The 18,021-nt window shown below is 41.2% G+C and carries 14 protein-coding genes; 7 read left to right on the top strand and 7 right to left on the bottom strand.

Annotated elements, in window-relative coordinates; translation table 11 throughout:
• The first annotated feature begins 5 nt into the window (after positions 1-5).
• Both FLAVO9R_RS10240 and FLAVO9R_RS10235 read left to right on the top strand, forming a co-directional pair.
• Entirely contained in the window at positions 6-1,466 is a 1,461-nt protein-coding gene (locus tag FLAVO9R_RS10240) for an oligosaccharide flippase family protein (protein WP_159530997.1), read from the top strand.
• 34 nt (positions 1,467-1,500) lie between these two features.
• Positions 1,501-2,484, top strand: a complete 984-nt coding sequence (locus FLAVO9R_RS10235) for a glycosyltransferase family 2 protein (protein ID WP_159530995.1) — start codon at positions 1,501-1,503, stop codon at positions 2,482-2,484.
• 191 nt (positions 2,485-2,675) lie between these two features.
• On the opposite strand, the gene FLAVO9R_RS10230 is transcribed toward FLAVO9R_RS10235, so the two are convergent.
• The 3 genes from FLAVO9R_RS10230 to FLAVO9R_RS10220 all read right to left on the bottom strand — a co-directional run bounded on the left by FLAVO9R_RS10230 (position 2,676) and on the right by FLAVO9R_RS10220 (position 6,858).
• Positions 2,676-3,317 (bottom strand): hypothetical protein, encoded by a 642-nt coding sequence (locus FLAVO9R_RS10230; protein ID WP_159530993.1) that lies wholly within the window; start codon positions 3,315-3,317, stop codon positions 2,676-2,678.
• A gap of 163 nt (positions 3,318-3,480) precedes the next feature.
• On the bottom strand, positions 3,481-4,257 hold the full coding sequence (locus tag FLAVO9R_RS10225; protein WP_159530991.1) for a sulfotransferase family 2 domain-containing protein: 777 nt from the start codon (positions 4,255-4,257) through the stop codon (positions 3,481-3,483).
• Positions 4,258-4,302: 45 nt separating this feature from the next.
• On the bottom strand, positions 4,303-6,858 hold the full coding sequence (locus FLAVO9R_RS10220) for a right-handed parallel beta-helix repeat-containing protein (RefSeq protein WP_159530989.1): 2,556 nt from the start codon (positions 6,856-6,858) through the stop codon (positions 4,303-4,305).
• A 248-nt stretch (positions 6,859-7,106) separates the two neighbouring features.
• Between FLAVO9R_RS10220 and FLAVO9R_RS10215 the strand changes: the two genes are divergently transcribed.
• A complete protein-coding gene (locus FLAVO9R_RS10215) occupies positions 7,107-8,222 on the top strand; it encodes a glycosyltransferase family 4 protein (RefSeq protein ID WP_159530987.1) in 1,116 nt (371 codons plus the stop codon).
• On the opposite strand, the gene FLAVO9R_RS10210 is transcribed toward FLAVO9R_RS10215, so the two are convergent.
• Both FLAVO9R_RS10210 and FLAVO9R_RS10205 read right to left on the bottom strand, forming a co-directional pair.
• Entirely contained in the window at positions 8,208-9,344 is a 1,137-nt protein-coding gene (locus tag FLAVO9R_RS10210) for a glycosyltransferase (protein ID WP_159530985.1), read from the bottom strand. The two genes, FLAVO9R_RS10215 and FLAVO9R_RS10210, sit on opposite strands and share 15 nt — an antisense overlap.
• A 69-nt stretch (positions 9,345-9,413) precedes the next feature.
• Complete coding sequence (locus tag FLAVO9R_RS10205; RefSeq protein ID WP_159530983.1) at positions 9,414-10,202, bottom strand: hypothetical protein; 789 nt, start codon at positions 10,200-10,202, stop codon at positions 9,414-9,416.
• A 359-nt stretch (positions 10,203-10,561) separates the two neighbouring features.
• Between FLAVO9R_RS10205 and pheS the strand changes: the two genes are divergently transcribed.
• The 4 genes from pheS (at position 10,562) to FLAVO9R_RS10185 (ending at position 14,955) form a co-directional block, all read left to right on the top strand.
• Positions 10,562-11,542 (top strand): phenylalanine--tRNA ligase subunit alpha, encoded by a 981-nt coding sequence (gene pheS, locus FLAVO9R_RS10200; protein ID WP_013784552.1) that lies wholly within the window; start codon positions 10,562-10,564, stop codon positions 11,540-11,542.
• Positions 11,543-11,556: 14 nt separating this feature from the next.
• Positions 11,557-13,944, top strand: coding sequence for a phenylalanine--tRNA ligase subunit beta (gene pheT, locus FLAVO9R_RS10195; RefSeq protein WP_159530981.1), 2,388 nt, complete (start codon positions 11,557-11,559; stop codon positions 13,942-13,944).
• 3 nt (positions 13,945-13,947) lie between these two features.
• Positions 13,948-14,247, top strand: a complete 300-nt coding sequence (ihfA, locus tag FLAVO9R_RS10190; protein WP_013784550.1) for an integration host factor subunit alpha — start codon at positions 13,948-13,950, stop codon at positions 14,245-14,247.
• Positions 14,248-14,364: 117 nt separating this feature from the next.
• Entirely contained in the window at positions 14,365-14,955 is a 591-nt protein-coding gene (locus FLAVO9R_RS10185) for a hypothetical protein (protein WP_159530979.1), read from the top strand.
• 13 nt (positions 14,956-14,968) lie between these two features.
• Here FLAVO9R_RS10185 and ybaK read toward each other — a convergent pair whose 3' ends face one another.
• Positions 14,969-15,439 (bottom strand): Cys-tRNA(Pro) deacylase, encoded by a 471-nt coding sequence (gene ybaK / locus FLAVO9R_RS10180; RefSeq protein ID WP_159530977.1) that lies wholly within the window; start codon positions 15,437-15,439, stop codon positions 14,969-14,971.
• A 4-nt stretch (positions 15,440-15,443) separates the two neighbouring features.
• Positions 15,444-17,933 carry a penicillin acylase family protein gene (locus tag FLAVO9R_RS10175; protein ID WP_159530975.1) on the bottom strand — a complete coding sequence of 830 codons (2,490 nt, stop codon included), beginning with the start codon at positions 17,931-17,933 and terminating at the stop codon, positions 15,444-15,446.
• Positions 17,934-18,021 lie beyond the last annotated feature (88 nt).

Here is an 18,021-nt window from a genome sequence, read left to right as displayed (position 1 = left end):
GTTTTATGGGAAAAACAATTTCGGTACTAAACTCTTCTTCGTGGACGTTAGGAGTCAAGTTTGTTGAGAGGGGCGTTTCTTTAGCAATATATATTATGCTCGCACGCTTTTTAAGCGTAGAAGAGTTTGGTGTCGTTGCTTTCGCAATGCTCTTTTTAGAGTTTATCACCGTAATTATAAGTAGTGGTGTAAAAGATTTTATTTTAACAAGAAAAGAAGTTAATAATATATTTATTGACACGTGTACCTTCTCTGTCGTACTGGTTTCAATATTGGTTTCGTTAATTTTCTATTTGGTGATGGATTTATTCTTTATTAATAAGTCCGACTTAATGCAGGATGTTTTCAAGGTACTTCTTTTCCTACCTGCCATATCTTCATTTAATATTGTTCAGACGGCCCTTCTTCAAAGAAACTTTAGTTTTAAAAGTCTATCTCTCCGGAATTTACTGTCTACACTAGTGGCAGGAATTATTAGCGTTTATTGTGCGTTCGATGATTATGGTGCATGGGCCTTGGTAATCTATCAATATTGCAAAGTAATAATTGATACAATTATTTTGCAAGTGATTGTTAAATATAGGCCTGGACTTACATTCTCATTTACATATTTCAAAGAGTGCTACAAGTTTTCTATACCATTGTTAGGCTCTGAAATTATGAATTTTTGGTCTACACGAATGATGGATCTGTTTGTTAGTATAATTCACGGTGCTGGTAGTCTGGCGATTCTTAACATATCTAGAAAATTTACACGACTAATTCAACAACTCTCACTAACCTCGTTGAGACCTGTAGTTTTAAGTTATGCGTCGAAATCTGCAAACAAAAGCAAAGCGTTCGCAAAGTTTATTTCTTATATTACATTTATGATAGCTCCTGTATTGATAGCTATAGGGGTTTATGCGGAGTTTTATGTAACAACAATATTTGGTCAACAGTGGGAGCCCGCCGTCAGTATTGTTGAAATACTTTCATTTACGGCTATCGCACAGTGCTTATCCTGGTATTTTGGCTTAATCTTAATAAGCCAAGGGAAAAATATACTTTTATTTAAGTTAAATGTTATTTTTATTTCAGCTTTTATATTAACTGGACTATTGTGTTATAAATTAGATTTTTATGAATATATTGCTGTTCAGGCTGTAGTAATAAATCTAATTTCAATTTATAAGATTTATTTTTTAGTTCGACATGAATATATGCTGTTTTCTGATTTTAAGGATTACATTGTTCCGTCAATTTTTTCTTGTATAATATTTGTGTGTTCCTCATTGTTTTTCAGGAAATTTCTAGAATTAAATTTCTATGACTCTGAATGGATTTCAATAGCATTATCTATTTTATTTTCTCTTGTTGGTTTTGTTCTCTCCTCTATTATCTCAATGTTGTCATTTAGGGTTTTCAGTAAAGACATTAAGGATAATTTATTCAAGGCTGTTTTAAAGCAAAAACGCAGAGTATAAACAGTAAAATTACTAAATTTAAGGTTCATTTAACATGGATGATATAAACGTTTCGATATGTGTAGCGTATTACAACAGAAGTGAATACGTAAAAGAGTGTGTTCAATCGCTACTAGATCAAGATTTTAATTCATTTGAAGTGATTGTTGTTAATGATGGTAGTACCGATCCGTTGACTGGGACGTTTCTAGATGAGTTTGATGACGCACGTTTGAGAGTGATTCATCAGAAAAATGCGGGGTTTGTTGGCGCTATTAGGGCTGCCATAGATGCTTCCAAAGGTGCTTATATAGCTATTCAAGGTGCAGGTGATGTCTCATTGCCTTCTCGCATCAAGAAGCAGGTAGAAGTATTGGAAAATAAACCTCAAGTAGGGATTGTTAGCTGTCTTTTTGAAAATGTTGTTTTTGGTGGCAAAAATGATGGGGCTAGGAAAAAAAGGGGCTACAACAATAGTCATATTTCTGCTGATGATTTTCTGGCTGGATCAAACCCTTTAGGGCACGGAGAGGTAATGTTTCGACGAAGCCTTTATGATAAAGTCGGTGGATATAGACCATACTTCAAGTTTTCTCAGGATCTTGATTTATGGCTATTGATGATAGACCACTGCGAAGTTGAAATCATTCAAGAGTACCTGTACGAACGACGTATGTTCATGAAAGATGGTGTCTCAACTGATGGGGCTAAGCAATTCCTTCAAAAATATTTAGCTGAGTTTGCTAGACAGTGTTATCGGGATCGTAAGTTGTATGGTAAAGATTTGATAGATTTGTATGGAGTTCACGCAGGCTTGTTTAGATATCCTAATAAAAATATAACTGGGTTAATTGCTAGTAAATGCACAGATAGTCTATTGAATGAGAATGGTAGAAACTTAGATTTTTACTTGAGGTTCGTTAAAGGGGAGCCACTTACTTGGAAACTTGCAGTGGTCTTAATTTTAGCAAAAATTTATAAAACAAATTTAGGAAAGGTAATTGTTCCAAATTTAATTTCAATTTTTAAAACTAAGTAGTTTTTTGGTAAGTGGAAATTTTCAATAACATTTGAATATCACTTAAACTATTGAAGAATATACGGATGAATTCACTAAACAAGCCCGTAAATCAAAAACTAAAAGGCCCGAATCCGAAAACATCGAATTCAGGCCTAACATTCTTTTAGAAATGAGCTGTACTAAAATCTCATCGGGTCATCTACCGAAAGCTAAGATTTCAAACGCTTTCTGCCTGCTGCAAGTAGGAATAAAGACATAGCGAACATTCCAAGTGCAGCTGGTGCGTTAGCTGAGATAGGTGAAGGAGGTGTTGATAACAACGATTCACAATTTGTAGTGTCATTACAGATTTCGACATTACTAAATGATAGTGAAGCACCAGAAATTCTATCTGAATCTAAAATGAAAACCAGTTTGTCGTAGCTTCCAGTAAAAAATGTACCGACATCAATAGCAAAATCAACTGCCCCATCACCGAAGCTGTAAGAAGAAATCTGGTTTGCACGAGTACCTTCATCACCACCTAACTGGAAAAGTGTACTTGCTGTTACAGAATCGTTGTCATCAAAACCAATACCATACCATTCGGCCTCATTTCCGAATGCTTCCATTGTAAAGTACAATGTAGAATCGGGGGTGATTATGAACAATTCGCTGATAGTTACCCAAAGGTTACCAGTTAGCGTCAGGGTTGAACCATCAGCGCTAGAAGTAGCACTGCCGGTAATAGCTTGATTTACGTAATCTGAAGTCGTGTAGTCGTTAAAATTAATGAACGAAGCGTTAGCCGAAAAGCTTGCACCGCACACTAACGTTAATGCAATTATCAATGACTGCTTGATATTTTTCATTTTAAATCCTCAATGCTTGCCTTGCGGCGAAGTTTAAATATAACTTTATAGCATAATGCATAAAATGGGCCAATCATATAAAATACTGATTTAATTACTCTTTTTTGTGTGTCTTTTTTTCTGTGTAAAAAAGCCTGACAACACACCCCATTAATCATGAAGTTTATTGGGGGTCTAGAACCTCTTGATATATCGCTTTATCGACTTTACTAAGAGTATTGATACGCTCCATGGTTTCAGCGTTATCATAAAGATCCGAAGTTAAAGACTTATTGGGACTTGAGTTTTTATTATCAATTTTTATTTTGGTGCTAAACTGGCTATTAAACTTGTTCTGCCAATCAGTTAAATTCTCTAATGTACCAGCGACACTGAATTTTCGAAGATTTTTCACAGCAGAATCAATAGCTTCGTTTTCATTTTCCAAAATTTCGTCAGCATCAGTAAAATTTGAGAAGTATCGTGCATAAGTGGTAGCAGAGTGTCTAGCGAAAGGTGACTCTAAATAGTCTCCTATTTCATCGTCATGTTTTCCCCAGTCAGATTCTTTAAATTTGTTATACACGAACTCTGAAACGAACCTTTTACTGGGGTCGCGAAGGATTGTAATGAAATTCCAGCTATCCCCAAATCTATCGACAAATTCAGGCCGTGCACGACAATGACCAGTAATAAATTTTTTATATTTGTCATTTAGATTACTAGCTAACTGAACCTCTCTAGCGGTTGTCATATCAATATTAAGAAGTTCAGAACTCACCTTGCTTCCAGCTAAATCGATATTGCTTGATAAGCGTGTGGCTTTAAAAAAACTGGGATATAAAGAAGCATGAATAGCATTTGATAAAGATACGCCTGCGCATTTAGGAATATGGCAAAAGAAGACTTTCGGGTAACGTGATAAAAAATTCTCAGCCTTCGTTTTCAAAGAACCTTGCATATTCGTGTAACTCCTAATTACTTCGTTAAAATTGAAATTTTTAATTTAGTTTTGTATCCCGATCGGAACAAGTATTTCGTCTTGATTTTCGGTGCCGCTCTCTGGTGAAGTTGTAATTTCTAGATTGGAAAATGTAACAGAGCTTTTATTATTTATTCGCTCTATATTATCGTTATCTAGTATGAATACTATATAGCGTAGAGCTCCTAAATGATACTTGCTAAGTTCAATTTCCAATTTCCCACTAGTACCACCATCTAGGAGGTTAACTAGATTGTTTCCAAACTCCTGAGAACCCGCGAATCTAAGAACCTTTGATGCTGTCAGTGAGTTATTTGTTTCAAGTCCTATGCCAATAATTTCAGCGCTTCCATTTATTTCGTAATCCAAAGACATAGTCGTTCCGGAATTTACATTAATATCTACTGGTATTTTGTACCAGCTGTTTCCGGAAAGCTTTATTCTATTGTTGTTGGTTACAATAGGTTCACCATATTTTGTTTGGTTATCGAATTTAGTTAGTTGCTGAGAGTCTATATTTATAAAGCTAGTGCTATTTTCATCAGCAGTAGGTGCTTGTGGAACAAGTTCTCTTCTAGAAAAATTCGGTAATATAAACTCACTCTGTAAAGGCAGGGTGAAAGTAGGGGTATTATCAATTGATGAGACATATGCAGCATCGTTGGTTAAAGGGTGTTCAACCAAGTTCTCAAGCGCTACATCTAAATTCGGTCGGTTTATTTTAGTATTAAAAATCAGGTTATTGGTAAATTTTGATAAGTGATACTTTTCGATATCATAAATCCCCAAACCGACTGCTGTATTATGTAATCGATTAATAATTATATTGTTGTTAGCTTCCATCCAGAATGTCTTGTCGCCACCCACGCTAGAGCCCGATATCCCATTACGGTCAGTATTTATGAAGTTTTCTATTACGTAAGTTTTGCCACTTGGTTTTGATAGCAAGCCTCCTGCTTTAATAGCAGTCCATTCTTTGCCCCTTTCGTCGCCAAGATCATGAATATAGTTGTGAAATAGGTAACTTGGGCCTAATCTATTTGGTGCAATGCTAATACCAGCATAGCCTTTCGTAAATTCATTGTTATATACGAGAATATTTCTTTGGCCCCCATCTATCTCTAGTAAATCGTCATTTGCGAAGGCTAAATAATTGCCGTAAATCGCGGAATCTCTTACGAATCCGCCAGTCAATTCTGTATTTTTTCGCCCTTCAATCACATCGTTAAACCGATGAGTGTCAGTTCCGAAGAATTTATTATTTCTTATTATTGTTTGGCCTCTGTATTTTTCCTCTGGATGGTATGCCCAAACTTGAACTGCATTAGGGCCTTTGGGGTGACCATCTCCCCAGTGATTAGCCTTGTGATTAGGGCTATGTATTTCACAGTCTTCAATAACAACTACACCAGAGCGCTCTAAATATATGCCTGAATCATAGTTAATGGGCGATGAGCTAGTTTCAGAGACATATCCTATATTATCTTTATAGTAACCAGGAAGCTGACCGTATTTAGAAATATTGCACCCCCGAATCCAAATGTGATGGGAGTTTTTTGCATAAATACCATAGCGCTTTCCACCTTCAATAGTAAGGTTCTCTAAAACGATATAAGATTGAGAGCCAATGTTTATTGCCGCTACCACATCATCTGATGCTTGAACAGTCTGGCCATCTCCTATTATTTTTGCGTAGCCATCTTCACTACCGTAAATATTTAACGCTTCTAGGTCTAAAAGACCGCCGGAGTATATTTCTGAAAGGTAGTATATTTTATTCGGATCAATAGGGGGGGAGTTTGGGCGCGTTTTAAAATTAAATGAGTATTCTTGTGTATCTCCCTCGTAGCCGGTTATTTCAACTTCAACCTCATAGGCTGTATCGGCATTCAAATGAACAATACTACCAGAGAGTGCGCCATATATGGGCTCCCATGCAAGCTCTAAGGCTGGAAGCCATGTGTTATCGCCCACTTCTCTATATCTTACTTCACTTGAGTTATCTTCGTCTTGACCGTAAATTACAATTCCCGCTGAGTGTATAAGCGGAGTAACGCTATTTTCCATTCCTGTTGCAGAGGCTTCTAAAACGATAGTTGGGTCTAGATTGTTTTCAACAGCGATTGCTAAGAGTGTATCTTCGTTTATTAAACTGTTTTCGGTAACGTATGTCAGAATTCTATAGGCATCAATTGGAAACAACCTCACAAGGGTAGAAATAGCTGAAGGTGTATCCTTGTTATTAGCCAAGTTTTCTGCAAGTTTATTGTCGCGATATTTGTTTTGCATAACTAGCAATAACGTATCTGTGCGATAAAGATTAATAATATTGGCTTTGTGTTGTGAAACGACTACTTTAGAAGCCTTCGACACCTTCATTTTTGATAGCGCGGTAGATAATTCGTTTTCACTACTGGCGTGGCTCGCAGCAAGATGTGATTGAATTGCGGCGCCTAGCTGGTTATTTACTGAGCTAGCCTGATCAGAATGTTTCGACACAGAGCAAGATGCCAGCGTCATTAACATAGTGGCAATAAAAATAGAGAACAATTGTCTATAAGACACGGTTTGGGATTTCATGAGAAAATCCTTTGGCTGTTACGGAAAAGATAAAAAATACGGAAGTACAGGTGCTAAAAACGTATTTTTACGGAAGAGACTTACAGTTTAGTAATACGTTTTAAACTACACAAGCGATTAGTCGGAACAAATAAAGTACTAACTTCATTTTTATTCAGTGCTGTGCGTAATTATTTTGTGTATCTGAATTCAGTTCATACTAAACTTACTGAAAACTCAGGTAACGTAGGCTAGTAGGGAAATTATTGATGTCACATGTGTGTGTTGTCGGCACAAGAGGGGTACCAAACTTTGTCGGCGGTGTGGAAACAATTTGTCAAAAGCTATACCCCTTAATACTTAAAGAGCACCCTTCATATAAAATCACCCTTATTACTAGGTTGCCCTACAAACAGCAAGAAAGTTACCAATACGAAAACGTTGACGTAAAAGTAATAAGGGCGCTGAAAATTTCTGGGTTTGAAACTTTTTTTCATACGTTTGTCGCTTTGTGTTACGCCCGTATCTTCATCCACCCTAAAATTATGCACCTTCATGGAATAGGTCCTGGGTTCTTTAGTTTGTTCTCGCGGCTATTAGGGTTTAAAACCGTAGTTACACATCATTCGCCTGACTATAAACGTCCTAAATGGAAATGGTACGCCAAGCTAATATTGAAAGTAGGGGAGTTGTTTACTGTTCTGTTTGCTTCACGAATTATTTGCGTAAGCGCTTCGGTAAAAGAAGAGTTAGATGCCCGCTTTCCGTTTTTATTACAAAAACGGCTAGTTATTCGTAATGCTGGCTCACTCAGCAACGTACCTGCTCAAATAAAGCAAGACGCGTTTTTAAAGGCGTTAGGTTTAGAACCAAAACAGTATCTTTTAGCGGTTGGAAGGTTAGACGCAACAAAAGGCTTCGATAACCTTATAGATGCTTACTTGGCAATGCACCCGACTAAGTTAAAGTTGGTCATTGTAGGCGATAATTATATCGCTAATGATTACGTTAAAAAGATTACTCAGTATAGCAGCGAAAATATTATCTTTGCAGGTGCTCATACTGGTGCCAATCTGGCTACTATTTACCAAAATGCTGCACTTCTAGTGAATCCCTCATATATGGAGGGGTATTGCCTAGTAGTAGCTGAAGCTTTGTCGGCCAACACACCTATAGTAGCCAGTGATATCCCTGCCCACCGTGAGTTCAAACTTAACGAAAAAAGTTATGTTAAAAAGGGCGATGTGCCCGCGCTTACCGCAAAACTTAATGCTGAAGATTATTCAATTTACAGAAGTAAATCGGCTGAATTTCTGCAATCGAATAATACATGGGAAGCGAACGCACACGAACACTTCAATTTATTCAACTCAATGCTGCAGTAACGTTTGTCGCAAAAATTGCCAATATTCATTAGCAATAGCCTCTATAGAAAAATCTTCAGCTCGCTTTCTAGCTTTTATAGCGTAATTGGTGCGAATAGGTTCTTCGCTGCACAGGTTAAAGGCCCGAGTTAATTCTAAGGTGTTATTGAGGGGGGCTAACAAGCCGTGTTTGGCTTCTGTGAGCTTATCACTCGTATATTGTGGGTTTTCATTTAGTATTTCGGCAGGTCCAGAAGGGCAATTTGTCATTATTACTGGTAAGCCCAAAACCATGGCCTCTACAAGCGCATTGGGAAAACCTTCATTCAACGATGCGGAAACATAATATTTGGCTTTTGATACAATGGCGAAAGGGTTTTCAGCATACCCAAGTAGTAACACTTTCTGCTTCGCATTTTTAAGTACAATGTAATCTTCTATTTCTGCTTTTTGCTCACCTTCCCCAAGAATACAAAGGGGAGCGCTTTCGTTCGATGCCAAGTAAGCATCTATCAAACCTTTTACGTTTTTGCTTGGCGTTAGCCTTCCTGTACTAACAACAAAAGAGTCAGGCAATGCAAATTCAGGTTCAATTTTTGAATGTTCTTCAATTTGTGAAATATTGTAGGGGTTAAATATAGTTGTAGCTTTGGTAGCTGGAACGCTAAAGTTTTCAACAAGATCATTTGTTACGCCAGTTGAAACCCCAATTACAGCGTCAGCAAGACGATAGGTCAATTTGGGTAGTATACCCGCCAACACCCGCTTCATGTTTTTAAACTGCCCGTCGAGGTGACTACTTAAATGCATGCGCTCACATAAAACGACCTTCCTGTTTTTAGAAGTCAATTTAAGTGTAGCGTTAACCACATTAGCCCTAACCAGAAAGCTAACGCATAAATCAGGTTTACACTCGCGCTGAAGGCGCATTAAATTAATAAAGCTACGAGCTAGGCTTCTTTTACTTTCTAATTGGTGTAGCGTGATGTTATCAGGAAGTGTTCGAATAATAGGCTCATCATCTAAAAGGGCAACATGTACATCGAACTCAGAGTAGAACGACGGTTTACTCAATAAATTTACCAGTGCCCTTTCTGCACCACCATAACCGATAGAATTTATAACAAACAAAATTCTCTTCACTAAATTTCCTTTTTATTATTTGGTTTGACAGCAAACGTCCATGCTCGATGCACCACTTGCTGGTGCAGTTTAACTAACAGTTACTCGCTTTCGTATAAGTAAACTCAAAAAGATTATCATAATTACCCAAGTACTTGGCGAATCCACGCGAATAGCACTAACACTAGCCAGCGTAAAACCGAGCGTGGAATCAATATTGCGCTCAAAGCCGCCTGCCGTAGGGTAAAAGCTTTCTCTTACACGAAGGGAGCCAGTGCCTTGCTGATTGTTGTCGGTAAAGTTTGTATCTTCCCAGAAAAACGGTTGCGAGAAGTCGGGCTGCTTGTCGAATAGTTCAGTTTCTTCGCTGAATACTAGAAAATCATTAATTATATCGAAAAAATAAATGCTTAACGCATAGGATAAGATACTTTCTCCGCTAGAGGTAGCTTCTGTAAACCTAGCAAAATCGCTAAAATATTCGCCGTCACCAATGGGGCCGCCGTCGTAATCTGGGCCGTTATACATTTCAATATGTTCTTCAGGAAAATAGTCATCCTCAAAGGCGTTGTAAATACCTTGATTAGCAAGGCTGTATGTTTTGCTACCCAGGATTAATTGGGAAGTCAGTACGGGTAAGCCAGATTCAACTTGCCCCCACCAGTACCAGCTAGTTTCAAGCCTGCCATAAACTTCTGTTGATAAATCTAACGTGAACGAACCACTTATTGTTTGGCCAAGCAAGCTGGCTTCGTCAAACTCAGAATTAGCGTTGTTCTCTACACTAGAAACAAAGCCTGTGAAATTGAATTGCATGAACGCAGAATGCGCGTTGTAGGAAATAAATAATAAGAGTACAGCTAATATCTTGAAATGCATAAAAGCTCCTTTTTACGCGATGTGAGTTAAGGCTTGGGTAGGAATTAGCACTGCTTAACGATACTGCGTTTTAATAATAAGCCTTGTATGAAATTTGTTCTATGGTTTATTTACCCAATCTAAAAACTACCTAAAGTCTTGTTTGCCACCTAAGTAACACCGCATTCGGCAACTTTTATTCTAGCTTGGTACAAAAATCTGCCAATATCAGCCATATAGGGTAGCGGTTATGTCTATCAGTCGTGTAAACTGTCGCCTTTATTCAGGCAAGCCACAATTTAACGCACTATATTTAGCCTATTGCAGGGCAATGCATAGCGCATCGTGGTTATCCAGTCATCATGTCAATTGAGGAAAACATGGAGCTTGACGCTATTATCAATCAGGCAAAAGAACTGATTGACGCTGCACAAGATGCAGCCACATTAGACCAAGTTAGGGTCGAATTCATGGGTAAGAAAGGTAAACTTACCGACTTACTTAAAGGGCTTGGTAAGCTTTCTAACGAAGAGCGCCCAGCGGCTGGTCAAAAAATTAACGTGGCCAAACAGCAAATTCAGCAAGCTATTTCTGCAAAAGGTGAAGCCTTACGCAGTGAAGAGCTAAACAAGAAGCTTGCTGAAGAAGCCATTGATGTTACGTTACCTGGCCGTACTGAAGCGCCGGGCAACTTGCATCCAGTTAGCCGTACCATTGCGCGTATTGAATCGTTCTTCGGTGAGCTGGGTTTTGCGGTTAAAACCGGCCCTGAAATTGAAGACGGTTTTCATAACTTCGATGCCTTGAATATTCCGGCTAATCACCCCGCGCGTGCCGATCACGACACTTTCTATTTTAATCCAGACATGATGCTGCGTACCCAAACATCGGGTGTTCAAATTCGTACTATGGAAGCTGAACAGCCGCCGCTACGTATTATTTCACCTGGGCGTGTTTATCGTAACGATTACGATCAAACCCATACGCCTATGTTCCATCAGGTAGAAGGCTTGATGGTAGACAAAAACGTTAGCTTTACCGACCTTAAAGGTATATTGCACGACTTCTTGCATCACTTCTTTGAAGAGTCGCTTGAAGTGCGTTTTCGTCCGTCTTACTTCCCGTTTACCGAGCCTTCAGCAGAAGTAGATGTAATGGGTAAAAACGGCCAGTGGTTAGAAGTGTTAGGTTGCGGAATGGTGCACCCAAATGTACTTAAAGCCGTAAACATCGACCCTGAAGAATACACTGGCTTTGCCTTTGGTATGGGCGTAGAGCGTTTAACCATGTTGCGCTATGGCGTGAATGATTTGCGTTCGTTTTTTGAAAACGATCTTCGTTTCCTTAAACAGTTCAACTAAGGCAGAGAGTAAGCATGAAATTCAGTGAAAAGTGGTTAAGAGAATGGGTTAACCCTGCTTTGTCGGCTAACGAACTGTCTGAACAGTTAAGCATGGCTGGCCTTGAAGTTGATGGTGTTGAACCTGTTGCAGGCGAGTTTAGCGGCGTATTAGTAGGGGAGGTGGTTGAATGTGGCCAGCACCCGAATGCCGATAAATTACGTGTTACTAAAGTAAACGTTGGTGACGGTGAGCTTCGCGACATTGTATGCGGTGCCCCGAATTGCCGTGAAGGCATTAAAGTAGCCGTTGCTGTAGTAGGCGCGGTACTGCCTGGTAACTTTAAAATTAAAAAAGCAAAACTACGCGGCGAACCTTCTATGGGTATGTTGTGTAGTTTTTCTGAGCTAGGCATTAGTGACGATCACGATGGCATTATTGAATTGCCAGCCGATGCCCCAGTAGGCACCAATATTCGTGAATACCTAGACCTAGACGATACTTCTATTGAAGTAGACTTAACGCCTAACCGAGCAGACTGCTTGGGTATTCGTGGTATTGCCCGCGAAGTAGGCGTGTTGAACAACCTAGATGTATGCGAGCCGGCTATTAGCCCTGTTGCGGCCACTATTGACGATAGCATTGCTATTAAATTAAGTGCGCCAGAAGCGTGCCCACGTTATGTAGGCCGTGTGCTTCGTAACGTTAACGTAGCAGCCGCTACGCCGCTATGGTTAAGCGAAAAGCTTCGCCGCTGTGGTATTCGTAGTATCGACCCTATTGTAGATGTCACCAACTTTATCTTGTTAGAGCTTGGCCAACCTATGCACGCGTTCAACCTTGCTGCTATTGAAGGCAGTGTAAACGTGCGTATGGCGAATAAGGGGGAAACCCTTACGTTGCTAGATGAAACCGAAGCTAAGCTTAACGACGACACCTTGGTTATTGCCGACGACAACAAAGCGTTAGCCATGGCGGGTATTTTTGGTGGTTTACATTCAGGTGTAAATTCAGACACCAAAGATATTTTGCTTGAAAGTGCGTTTTTCAGCCGTGATGCCATTATGGGCCGTGCACGTCAGTATGGTTTACATACCGATGCGTCGCACCGTTATGAGCGTGGCGTAGACTCACAACTTCAACGTAACGCTATGGAGCGTGCTACTGCCCTTATCTTACAGATATGTGGTGGTGAAGCAGGGCCGGTTATTGAAGCCTGTGAAGAAGACAAATTGCCTAAACAGGCCAGTGTTTTATTACGACGTGATCGTTTAGCCCGCGTGTTGGGTATAACCATTGATGATGCTCAAGTGCTTGAAATGCTTGAACGTCTTGGCTTAAACGTTGTCCAAACGAACGAAGGTTGGGAAGCGAAGGCGCCAAGCTATCGTTTCGACATTGCTATTGAAGAAGACTTAATAGAAGAAGTAGCGCGTGTGTACGGCTATAACAACATTCCACATGTTGCGCCAACCGCTGCGTTGTCTATGTTGCCTTCACAAGAAGCGGTGTTGCCGATTAACACGATGAAATCGTTATTATTAAGCCGTGGCTATAATGAAGCGATTACCTATTCGTTTGTTGACCCTAAAATTCAAAGTGCACTATTTCCTGATGCGAAAAGTATGGTATTGCCGCATCCTATTTCATCAGACATGTCTGTGATGCGTGTTAGCTTGTGGCCTGGGTTACTAGGTGCAACGGCTTACAACCAAAAGCGTCAACAGGGCAGAGTACGTTTGTTTGAAACTGGATTACGCTTTATTCCTCAACAAGATACGCCTAATGGTGTATTGCAACAGCAGGTTATTGGTGGTGTAGTAGCAGGGCGTCGTAACGAAGAACACTGGGATTTAGGCGACAGCCCAGTAGATTTCTTCGATGCAAAAGCAGATGTAGAGGCATTACTGGCATTAACGGGTAAAACCGGTGAGTTTAGTTTTGTAAGTGCCCAGCATAGTGCGTTGCATCCGGGTATGACTGCAAAAATTTTGCTTAATGATGAAGAAGTTGGCTATATTGGTGCTATACACCCGCAGTTTACAAAGTTGTTGGGTGTTAACGGTCGGGTATTTGTGTTCGAGCTTGAAGTAGAAGCTGTTGTCGCACGTAAATTACCGTCTGCCGCGCCTGTATCGCGCTTCCCATCGAACCGCCGTGATATTGCTATTACGGTGAAAGATGAAGTGAGTGTAGGAAATATTCTTTCTTACATAGAAGAAATTGGCGTAAATCAACTAGTTGGCTTAAACTTGTTTGACGTGTACAAAGGCAAGGGAATTGAACCTGGTTACAAGAGCCTTGCTTTGTCACTTCACTTACAAGATCCGGAAAAAACCTTGGAAGAAGCTGAAATTCAGCAGGCTGTAGATACTGTGGTTAAAGGTCTGGAATCTGAGTTTGAGGCCGCGTTAAGAGAGTAAACTATGGCATTGACCAAAGCCGAGATGGCTGAACACCTATTCGAAAAGTTGGGCATTAACAAGCGTGATGCTAAAGATCTGGTAGAGCTTTTTTTCGAAGAGATAAAAGGCGCTTTAGAAGCTGGTGAGCAAGTAAAACTGTCAGGTTTTGGCAATTTCGACTTGCGTGATAAAAACGAACGTCCGGGCCGGAACCCTAAAACCGGTGAAGACATTCCTATTAAAGCGCGCCGGGTGGTAACGTTCCGCCCGGGTCAGAAATTGAAGAGTCGCGTAGAAAACTCTTCGCCTATCGACCAGTAATCTACCGGTCGTTACAATACTGATAAAAGAGCGGGGTAACTCGCTCTTTTTTGTATTGCCTATTCAAAACCAGTAACCTTGTTGCTGCGTTTCATTTCATTTTGTCTGGAGGAAAGTGTGGTTAAAGCGCTTCTCATTATTGTTGCTGTTTTCACGTGTATTGTTTTTGCTGTTGCGGGTTGGTTTGTTTATTTGGCAGAAGATACTAATCAGCGCGATCAAGCGTCGGCACAAGTTCCTGTTATCACTTTAATGGAAATTCTGCACGCCAGTGATTTACAAGCTGGGGTAAAAGAAGCGGTTAAAAATGGCGATAAAGACGCCATTAATCAGTGGATGGAACAAGCGCAAGTAGTGGCTGAAGCAGGCCATCTAGCGCAAACCCACATAGAATATTTAGATTCGCAGCAAGCCTACGATTATGTGGTGTTTAACGCCAAGCGCCAGCTATTTAATGAAGCCTTTGAGGCCCGTTATTATGCGCTTGAAGATATGGGTAACTTAAAAGATGAATATCCAGAGGCGTACGACTTGTTCGAACGTACTGAAGCTTTGCTTGAAAAACGCGATGCGATTATTGTTCAAATGGCACAAGCCTTATCGGGCACTAACCCACCAAGTGACGCGGCATTAAACGAAGCAAAACAGCGCTGGCTGGCACGTGCCGAAGGTGATTCGCTATCGCTAAGCATAGATGAGCCCCAGTAATCGTCTGACTCTGTTAGCCAGCAGCAATATCAGCGGTTTTGCCTTGCGTTAAGTTAATGATGCATTGCGGGGGGATTTCTAGCTCTAAACCCCGCTTACCTGCACTCACGTAAATAATGTCGTGTTCTAATGCACTCTCATGTAACACGGTTGCTAGGCGCTTTTTCTGCCCTAAAGGGCTCACTCCACCTAATAAATAGCCAGTGCTGGCGGTTACCGTGTCGTTTGGCGCCATGGTGATTTTCTTCACGCTTAGTACTTTGGCAAGCTTCTTTTCGCTTAACTTCGTGTTTACGGGTACTAAAGCAACGGCTAATTTGTTGGCTTCATCGCACACGACCAGCGTTTTAAATACTGTATTTGGGTTAAGGCTTAGTTTGTCGGCTGCTTCCAAGCCATAAGACGGCGCATTGCTGTCGTGCTCATACTTTAAAATAGTATGCGCAATGTGCTTTTTTCTTAATAAGGTAATAGCAGGTGTCATTACGTTATCCTTCGTCCTTCGGATACCACTGGCGCAAATGAATTGGCTTGCCAGGAAGCAATGGGGTAGCGGCTTGTGTGGCGTAGTCGCTAAAGCCTGCTTTAAAAAAGGGTGATAGAGGGTGACCAGACTGCGCCCCAGGCAAGGTTAGAATGGCATCATCTAAATGCCCTGGGCTAACAAAAAAGCGTTCTGACGCGCCGAACGTTGATGATTGAACCGCGGGCATATAGGTATCACCAAAGCCTTCAATGGTATCCATATTAAGCTTATGCCCTACGAAAGGAATTTGTGCGGCAAACGGATGCTTTACCGTAAGCGCGTTAACACGGCCCCAGCGTAAGTCTTCCATATTGGCTTCAATAGGGGAGTGCTCATCTAATAGTGCATGCTTGGCGCGGCGATAGGCATCAACAAGCAAATCATCAAACGATTCAGTACCTTCAGGCAGCCAGCTATCGGGCTGGGTGTGTATTAATTGCCATGTTGCTGGTTCTATACCGCGAAGTAGCGAGCGGCTTTGTACGCCTTGGTTGTCGATGCTAGACAGTATTTTACCAAACAGTTGGCTTACCACTTCTTTGCGAAAATGTTTTACTAGGGTGTAACCCACAGAGTCTTCGCACGCGCATTCACCCCATTTTCGTAGGTAAGCAAGGTCGGCTTTAAATTCAATGTTGTCGTTCAGTAACAAGCCAGAAAGTAACTGCTGCCATGGAAGTAGAAATTGTGCGTGATTGTCTAATTGAATAGCGTAGAAGTCGTTTTCGTTAAAGGTATCTTTTTCAAATAAGCGATCTCTTATTTGCTGGCCTCTGGCACCAAGGGCATAACCACCATCGCCCAATCTTGCTACGTCATTGGCGGAAATTACCCGCGCATTGGCTGTCCATATTCTGTCGCTGCTTGGGTTTTTCACTACCGGAAGGTTGGTGGTGCGTGAGGGCGCTATTGGCGCAACGGTGCTTTCGTCAACGGCGGTAAACGAAGCTTGCTCTCTATGCATTACTGCGCCGCCGGGTAACCATGCTGTGCTGCCAGAATCATCTACTATCACCATATTTTGGGTAGGAATAGCAATATCTTTACCTACGGCAATAGCATCGTCTACGGTATTCGCCGTGCCCATTTCAACAATAGCAAGGTTTACCGCAAAAGGATGATGTGCCACCCAATTTAACGCGTAGCGCTTACCGTTAACGAGTTTTACCGGACCGTATTCGCTTATTTCTAGCGTGTAGGTATGCGACACCGCTTTACTTACTATTACCTCATCTACCATTTTTGTCGGGGTATCGTCGGCAAGTGCTATCCAATCTAGGTTGTCTAAGTTGGCATTCGTGAAGCCCCACGCTACTTTGTTGTTGGTGCCAACTATCACGCCGGGTAATCCAGGGAGTGATACGCCGGTTACCGACACACTTGTAGCGGATGTACTTTTAGCCAATAAATCAGAGCTTGGGTAGGCGTCGCCTACCGAGCTTCGGTGTGTGTCTTTGTAATTAAGCTGTGTGCGATACCAAATAATAGGTACACGTAAACCTAGGTGCATGTCATTAGCCAGTAAACCACTGCCTGTTGCCGTAAGGTTTCCGGTAACCGCCCAATTGTTACTGCCTATATCTGGTAGCTCTTCAGCGTTGTAAGACTGTAGTGATACTTCTGAAATAGTAGGGGGGCCAGAATTATAATTGCTGCCACTAGGTTTAGGTGCTTGCTCAGATGGGCTACTTTTAGATGGGCTAGGCTCAGGTGAAGGCTCAAATGTAGGTTCAGACAAAACCGGCTCAGATATTATAGGATAAGGCGGTACGTCGGCGTGGTAAAGCGCCAATTCACTGCCATCCAATGCGGCTTGATAACGGCTGGGCTGGGTAATGAAATTGTATAGCGGCGTGCCGTAGGTTTCTTTTAAGGCCGTGCGGGCTAAATCAATTTCAATTTGGCCGCCTTGTAAATCTAAATACATGCTGTAGGCCACCAAGATACTGTCGGTAGGCTGCCAGGGTGATAGTGTTAACCCAGCTGCAATGTATTCAAAGGGGGGCACGGTATATTCGTCTAGCGCAGCATTTACCCCATGAGAGTAACTCACAAGCAATTGTTTTTGTGTAAGTGGCAGACTATCGAAAACGGCTGCAGCGCGTTCTGAGAACTGGTGAAAACGGGCATTTTTATCAATATCTAGCGCCACATCACCTACCCATTCTGCCAACCGACCCGACGCGCTTCTGCGTTGTAAATCCATTTGAAAGAAACGGTCTTGGCCGTGGGCAAAGCCTAGGGCATAAGCCGCATCGAATTTATCTTGCGCATTAATCACCGCGTGACCCATAGAGTCGCGGGTAAGTGTTGCGGGCGCGGTAATGCGAGACGTGGCGTGATTACCGTCTAATGTGGGTAAACTTAGGTGCAACGCCATGTAAACGCCACCCAGTGCTAAAACGACTAATGCAATTGCACCAAAAACCAACCACTTAATCCAATTTAACACGTGTATTACTCCATTTTTTTCTCTATCCTAACCACACTACCCACAAATTTGAAGTGATGTTTTATGACACGTTTGCGAGAAACACGAT

The sequence above is a fragment of the Alteromonas sp. 38 genome, from assembly GCF_902506055.1.
Classification (GTDB): Bacteria; Pseudomonadota; Gammaproteobacteria; order Enterobacterales; family Alteromonadaceae; genus Alteromonas; species Alteromonas lipotrueae.
Note: the sequence above shows the minus strand (reverse complement) of the source record. Positions and strands in the feature narration are given on the sequence as shown.